Raw genomic sequence first — 5,425 nt, 5'->3', positions numbered from 1 at the left:
TGGCTTATGAGCTTGTCTGTGCATCTTGACTGTGCGTCTGAGGGCGCTGTGGCTGCGGTTTCGGCTGTGGCTGTGGTGCCTGAAGATTACGCCAATCGAATGTGACGGATAGCTCTTGTTGGATCTGTCTGGTGGGGTTTCGGCCCTGTTGGATGGAGCTCAACCTGAGAGTTTGATCCTGGCTCAGAACGAACGCTGGCGGCATGCCTAACACATGCAAGTCGAACGGCTCTTCGGAGCAGTGGCGCACGGGTGAGTAACGCGTGGGAACCTACCCCGAGGTTCGGAATAACGGCTGGAAACGGCCGCTAATACCGGATGTGTCCTGAGGGGCAAAGGCTTGCCGCCTTGGGAGGGGCCCGCGTCCGATTAGCTAGTTGGTGAGGTAACGGCTCACCAAGGCGACGATCGGTAGCTGGTCTGAGAGGATGATCAGCCACACTGGGACTGAGACACGGCCCAGACTCCTACGGGAGGCAGCAGTGGGGAATATTGGACAATGGGCGCAAGCCTGATCCAGCAATGCCGCGTGTGTGATGAAGGCCCTAGGGTTGTAAAGCACTTTCGCCGATGACGATGATGACGGTAGTCGGATAAGAAGCCCCGGCTAACTCCGTGCCAGCAGCCGCGGTAATACGGAGGGGGCGAGCGTTGTTCGGAATTACTGGGCGTAAAGGGCGCGTAGGCGGTGACGCTAGTCAGACGTGAAAGCCCCGGGCTCAACCTGGGAGGTGCGTTTGATACTGCGTTGCTTGAGAGCGGAAGAGGGTAGTGGAATTCCCAGTGTAGAGGTGAAATTCGTAGATATTGGGAAGAACACCAGTGGCGAAGGCGGCTACCTGGTCCGTTTCTGACGCTGAGGCGCGAAAGCGTGGGGAGCAAACAGGATTAGATACCCTGGTAGTCCACGCCGTAAACGATGAGTGCTAGACGTCGGGGAACTTGTTCTTCGGTGTCGCCGCTAACGCATTAAGCACTCCGCCTGGGGAGTACGGCCGCAAGGTTAAAACTCAAAGGAATTGACGGGGGCCCGCACAAGCGGTGGAGCATGTGGTTTAATTCGAAGCAACGCGCAGAACCTTACCAGCCCTTGACATGGGGAGTATGGGCGCCGGAGACGGTGTCCTTCAGTTCGGCTGGCTCCCGCACAGGTGCTGCATGGCTGTCGTCAGCTCGTGTCGTGAGATGTTGGGTTAAGTCCCGCAACGAGCGCAACCCTCATTGTCAGTTGCCATCGGTTCGGCCGGGCACTCTGGCGAAACTGCCTGTGACAAGCAGGAGGAAGGCGGGGATGACGTCAAGTCCTCATGGCCCTTATGGGCTGGGCTACACACGTGCTACAATGGCGGTGACAATGGGCAGCGAAGGGGCGACCTGGAGCCAATCCCAAAAAACCGTCTCAGTTCGGATCGCACTCTGCAACTCGGGTGCGTGAAGGTGGAATCGCTAGTAATCGCGGATCAGCATGCCGCGGTGAATACGTTCCCGGGCCTTGTACACACCGCCCGTCACACCATGGGAGTTGGCTTTACCCGAAGACGGTGCGCTAACCGCAAGGAGGCAGCCGGCCACGGTAAGGTCAGCGACTGGGGTGAAGTCGTAACAAGGTAGCCGTAGGGGAACCTGCGGCTGGATCACCTCCTTTCTAAGGGTCCGGTTGGAGCCTGGTCGTCGGTACAGCTCACGCAGTGCCGACTTTGGACCGCCGCCGGCGCATCCCTTCCCGATCGAGCCCCCGGCTTGCGAGATCTGACGGAGTCTGTCCGTCGGGTATCGTGGGCCGGCAGCATGGGGGCGTAGCTCAGCTGGGAGAGCGACGGCTTTGCAAGCCGTAGGTCGTCGGTTCGAACCCGTCCGCCTCCACCATCCTTCGGGGCGGTGTGGCGGAGTTGAGCTCGGACGGGCTAGTAGCTCAGTTGGTTAGAGCGCGCGCTTGATAAGCGTGAGGTCGGAAGTTCAAGTCTTCCCTGGCCCACCATTTTCCTGTTGCCGGGCGGTCCGCAAGGAACGCCGGCTCGATCGCGGAAAGCAGAGATGCCCTGCCTGGCGTCTCCCTGACGGGGGATGCGGGGCGTGGGTTTTGCGCGGGGTTCTGTCCCCGTTGCTGGCTGTTGGACATGGTGAAGAGCGTGATGACCGGGCGAGCCCGGTCCCGAGGGGATCCCCGCGAGGGGAGTCTTCGAGGGACTGTTGGATCGTTCGGTCGTGCTGACTGGGTAATACAATGCTGACGAGGTCCCGTCTTCGGGGCTGCGGCCGGTGGTGGACGACACTATCGGGCGTTGGCCGTTGGAGGTGGGATCGATCAAGCGTCTCAAGGGTGTTTGGTGGATGCCTTGGCATCGAGAGGCGATGAAGGACGTGGTACGCTGCGAAAAGCCATGGGGAGCTGCGAACAGGCTTTGATCCGTGGATATCCGAATGGGGAAACCCGGCCCTTTAGGGTCATCGCCGTCTGAATCCATAGGGCGGCGAAGCGAACCCGGCGAACTGAAATATCTAAGTAGCCGGAGGAAAGGACATCAACCGAGACTCCGTTAGTAGTGACGAGCGAACGCGGACCAGGCCAGTGGCACACATGGAAGAACCGGAACCGTCTGGAAAGTCGGGCCAGAGTGGGTGACAGCCCCGTACGGGTAGCGTCTGTGTGTGTCCTCGAGTAGGGCGGGGCACGTGAAACCCTGTCTGAACATGGGGGGACCACCCTCCAAGCCTAAGTACTCCTCGATGACCGATAGTGAACCAGTACCGTGAGGGAAAGGTGAAAAGCACCCCGACGAGGGGAGTGAAAGAGACCTGAAACCGAACACCTACAAGCAGTCGGAGCCTCTTCATGGGGTGACGGCGTACCTTTTGTATAATGGGTCAGCGAGTTGGTCTAACGAGCAAGCCTAAGCCGCTAGGTGGAGGCGCAGCGAAAGCGAGTCTGAAGAGGGCGTCGAGTTCGTTGGATCAGACCCGAAACCGGGTGATCTATCCATGGGCAGGCTGAAGGTGCGGTAACACGCACTGGAGGGCCGAACCCACCTCTGTTGAAAAAGCGGGGGATGACCTGTGGATAGGGGTGAAAGGCCAATCAAACTCGGAGATAGCTGGTTCTCCGCGAAAGCTATTTAGGTAGCGCGTCGCGTGATTACCGCCGGGGGTAGAGCACTGGATGGGCTAGGGGGGCGCGAGCCTTACCAAACCTAACCAAACTCCGAATACCGGCGAGTACAGCGCGGCAGACAGACTACGGGTGCTAACGTCCGTGGTCGAGAGGGAAACAACCCAGACCTCCAGCTAAGGCCCCCAAGTGGTGGCTAAGTGGGAAAGGATGTGGGAAGGCCAAGACAACCAGGAGGTTGGCTTAGAAGCAGCCATCCTTTAAAGAAAGCGTAATAGCTCACTGGTCTAGACAAGCCGGCCTGCGCCGAAGATGTACCGGGGCTCAAGCCACCCGCCGAAGCTGAGGATGCCTGCTTGCAGGCATGGTAGCGGAGCGTTCCGTAAGCCTGTGAAGGGAGCGTCGTCAGGCCTCCTGGAGGTATCGGAAGTGAGAATGCTGACATGAGTAGCGACAAAGAGTGTGAGAAACACTCTCGCCGAAAGCCCAAGGGTTCCTGCGCAAGGCTAATCCGCGCAGGGTGAGTCGGCCCCTAAGACGAGGGCGAAAGCCGTAGTCGATGGGAACCAGGTTAATATTCCTGGACCCGGTGGTAGTGACGAACGTGAAGTGTTGTCTCCTCTTATCGGATTGAGGGGGCGGCTGGATCGTTCCAGGAAATAGCTCCACCGTAGGACCGTACCCGAAACCGACACAGGTGGGCTGGTAGAGAATACCGAGGCGCTTGAGGGAACGGTGTTGAAGGAACTCGGCAAAATCCCCCCGTAACTTCGGGAGAAGGGGGACCTCCGTCTGGGCAACCAGGCGGGGGTGGCACAGAGTAGGGGGTGGCGACTGTTTACTAAAAACACAGGGCTCTGCGAAGTCGACAAGACGACGTATAGGGTCTGACGCCTGCCCGGTGCCGGAAGGTTAAGAGGAGAGGTGAGAGCTTCGAATCGAAGCCCCGGTAAACGGCGGCCGTAACTATAACGGTCCTAAGGTAGCGAAATTCCTTGTCGGGTAAGTTCCGACCTGCACGAATGGCGTAACGACTTCCCCGCTGTCTCCAACACCGGCTCAGCGAAATTGAATTCTCCGTGAAGATGCGGAGTACCCGCGGTCAGACGGAAAGACCCCGTGCACCTTTACTACAACTTTGCAGTGGCACCAGGATGTGGATGTGTAGGATAGGCGGGAGGCTTTGAAGCGAGGGCGCCAGTTCTCGTGGAGCCATCCTTGAAATACCGCCCTTCGATGTTTTGGTGTCTAACCGCGGCCCGTGATCCGGGTCCGGGACCCTGCATGGTGGGTAGTTTGACTGGGGCGGTCGCCTCCCAAAGAGTAACGGAGGCGCACGATGGTAGGCTCAAGCTGGTCGGACATCAGCTGTTGAGTGCAATGGCATAAGCCTGCCTGACTGCGAGGCCGACGGGCCGAGCAGAGACGAAAGTCGGTCATAGTGATCCGGTGGTCCCGCGTGGAAGGGCCATCGCTCAACGGATAAAAGGTACGCCGGGGATAACAGGCTGATACCCCCCAAGAGTCCACATCGACGGGGGTGTTTGGCACCTCGATGTCGGCTCATCACATCCTGGGGCTGGAGCAGGTCCCAAGGGTTCGGCTGTTCGCCGATTAAAGTGGTACGTGAGCTGGGTTTAGAACGTCGTGAGACAGTTCGGTCCCTATCTGCCGTGGGTGTAGGAATCTTGAGAGGAGCTGTCCCTAGTACGAGAGGACCGGGATGGACGCGCCTCTGGTGGACCGGTTGTGGCGCCAGCCGCACTGCCGGGTAGCTATGCGCGGACGGGATAACCGCTGAAAGCATCTAAGCGGGAAGCCCCCCTCGAGACCAGGATTCCCTGAGAACCGTGGAAGACCACCACGTCGATAGGCCGGGTGTGGAAGCGTGGCAACACGTGAAGCTTACCGGTACTAATCGTTCGATCGGCTTGATCGACCACCCGCCTCCGACGGCGAACGCCCGATCCCCGACCCGAGGATCCGGCAACGCCAATGACGACGAGACCTCACAGCATTACCCAACCGATTACCCAACCAGCACATGCTTCGTCGGCCTCCATGACCTGGTGGCCATAGCGAGGGAGCCGCACCCGATCCCATCCCGAACTCGGCCGTGAAAGCCCTCTGCGCCGATGGTACTGCGTCTTAAGGCGTGGGAGAGTAGGTCGCTGCCAGGTCTTGAAGTCCGACGAAAATCACGCTCTCCACGCCAACACCCCAACATACACCCGCGGGGTGGAGCAGCCCGGTAGCTCGTCAGGCTCATAACCTGAAGGTCGCAGGTTCAAATCCTGCCCCCGCAACCAAAAATATCAA

General features: G+C 59.3%; 3 tRNA genes and 3 rRNA genes. All 6 read left to right on the top strand.

Features of this window, described 5'->3' with window-relative positions:
- The first annotated feature begins 160 nt into the window (after positions 1–160).
- Positions 161–1,645: ribosomal RNA gene (locus IE246_RS27770) — 16S ribosomal RNA — on the top strand.
- A gap of 145 nt (positions 1,646–1,790) precedes the next feature.
- A tRNA-Ala gene (locus IE246_RS27765) sits at positions 1,791–1,866 on the top strand.
- Positions 1,867–1,901: 35 nt separating this feature from the next.
- Positions 1,902–1,978 (top strand) — tRNA-Ile (locus IE246_RS27760).
- Between the two features lie 325 nt (positions 1,979–2,303).
- Positions 2,304–5,045: ribosomal RNA gene (locus IE246_RS27755) — 23S ribosomal RNA — on the top strand.
- 126 nt (positions 5,046–5,171) lie between these two features.
- A 5S ribosomal RNA gene (rrf, locus tag IE246_RS27750) occupies positions 5,172–5,286 on the top strand.
- The 16S, 23S and 5S rRNA genes sit together here with 3 tRNA genes alongside, the layout of an rRNA operon.
- A gap of 52 nt (positions 5,287–5,338) precedes the next feature.
- A tRNA-Met gene (locus IE246_RS27745) sits at positions 5,339–5,415 on the top strand.
- Positions 5,416–5,425: the final 10 nt, after the last annotated feature.

The organism is Thalassobaculum fulvum (assembly GCF_014652915.1).
GTDB lineage: Bacteria > Pseudomonadota > Alphaproteobacteria > Thalassobaculales > Thalassobaculaceae > Thalassobaculum_A > Thalassobaculum_A fulvum.
Note: the sequence above shows the minus strand (reverse complement) of the source record. Positions and strands in the feature narration are given on the sequence as shown.